Origin of the sequence: Streptomyces africanus (assembly GCF_002150735.1) — a bacterium.
Taxonomy (GTDB): domain Bacteria; phylum Actinomycetota; class Actinomycetes; order Streptomycetales; family Streptomycetaceae; genus Streptomyces; species Streptomyces africanus.
This window is the reverse complement of sequence record NZ_MUKA01000629.1, coordinates 1-926: the sequence shown is the minus strand read 5'-3', so window position 1 is coordinate 926 and position 926 is coordinate 1. Positions and strand designations below refer to the sequence as shown.

Below are 926 nucleotides of genomic sequence, written 5' to 3'. Positions count from 1 at the left end.
ATCGCCGAAGGCGACGCGGAGCGCCCTTTACTCGGCTCGTGGAAGCACGACACTGAGAAGAAGCGGGCGGCCCCGACAGTTCCTCTCGACTCCCGGCCCTCGTCCTGCCCGCCCACCGGCTCAGCCAGCCGCACGCAGGCGTTCCTCGCTCAAGTGGTCCCGGCAGCTCCGGCAGTGTCCGGGCGCCGGGGCGCGGAAGGCGCGCTCGCAGCCGTCGCAGGTCTGGAAGGGCAGTACGGCCGGGCGCTCGACGACCGGCGGGATCGGTGCCGGGGGCGGTGCGGGCAGCGGTGTCTCCCGGAGCCGGAAGGCGAGGACGCTTGCCGGGCGGGCCCGGAAACGGTCGGGGAGTCGTACGGTCAGCAACTCCGTGATCTCCCGTGGTCCGACACCGGCCGCCAGCCACTCGGAGACGGCCGGCGCCAGTCGCGCGGCCTCCTGGGCGGACAGGACGAGACGAGGGTCGACCCGGCGCAGGGCGGTCAGTACGGCGACTGCCTTCGGGTCTGCGTCGCCGAGCGTGGGTGCCGGGCTCTCGGGCTCCTCAGGACGGTCAGCGGGCCGGGGGCGGGGCGGCTCGGGCGGGTCGTCAGGGCCTTCGCCGCGGGGTACGTCGTAGAAGTACGTTCTGGTACGCACCTGTCCGGTGGGCGTCCGTTCGCGACGGCGCTCCAGGTATCCGGCTGCTTCGAGCTCCCTGAGCGCCCGCGAGATCAGGATCTCGCCCTCGCTGAAGTGCTCGCACAGGGCGGTGATGGTCACCGAGGAGCCGTCGGGCAGAGAGGCGATGTACGCCGCGACACCGATCGTGACCGCGCTGCCGCGCCGCTGGGCGAGGGCGTTGGAGATCACCGTGAAGTCGGCCGTCAGCCGGGTGCGTACGTGGATCACGCCGGAGGTCGGAGCTCCGGCGTGATCCACGTACG

1 protein-coding gene is annotated in these 926 nt (G+C 72.6%); it reads right to left on the bottom strand.

The window, feature by feature from the left end:
* Window positions 1–120: 120 nt before the first annotated feature.
* Window positions 121–921, bottom strand: coding sequence for a hypothetical protein (locus tag CCL05_RS42880; protein WP_107400595.1), 801 nt, complete (start codon window positions 919–921; stop codon window positions 121–123).
* Window positions 922–926 lie beyond the last annotated feature (5 nt).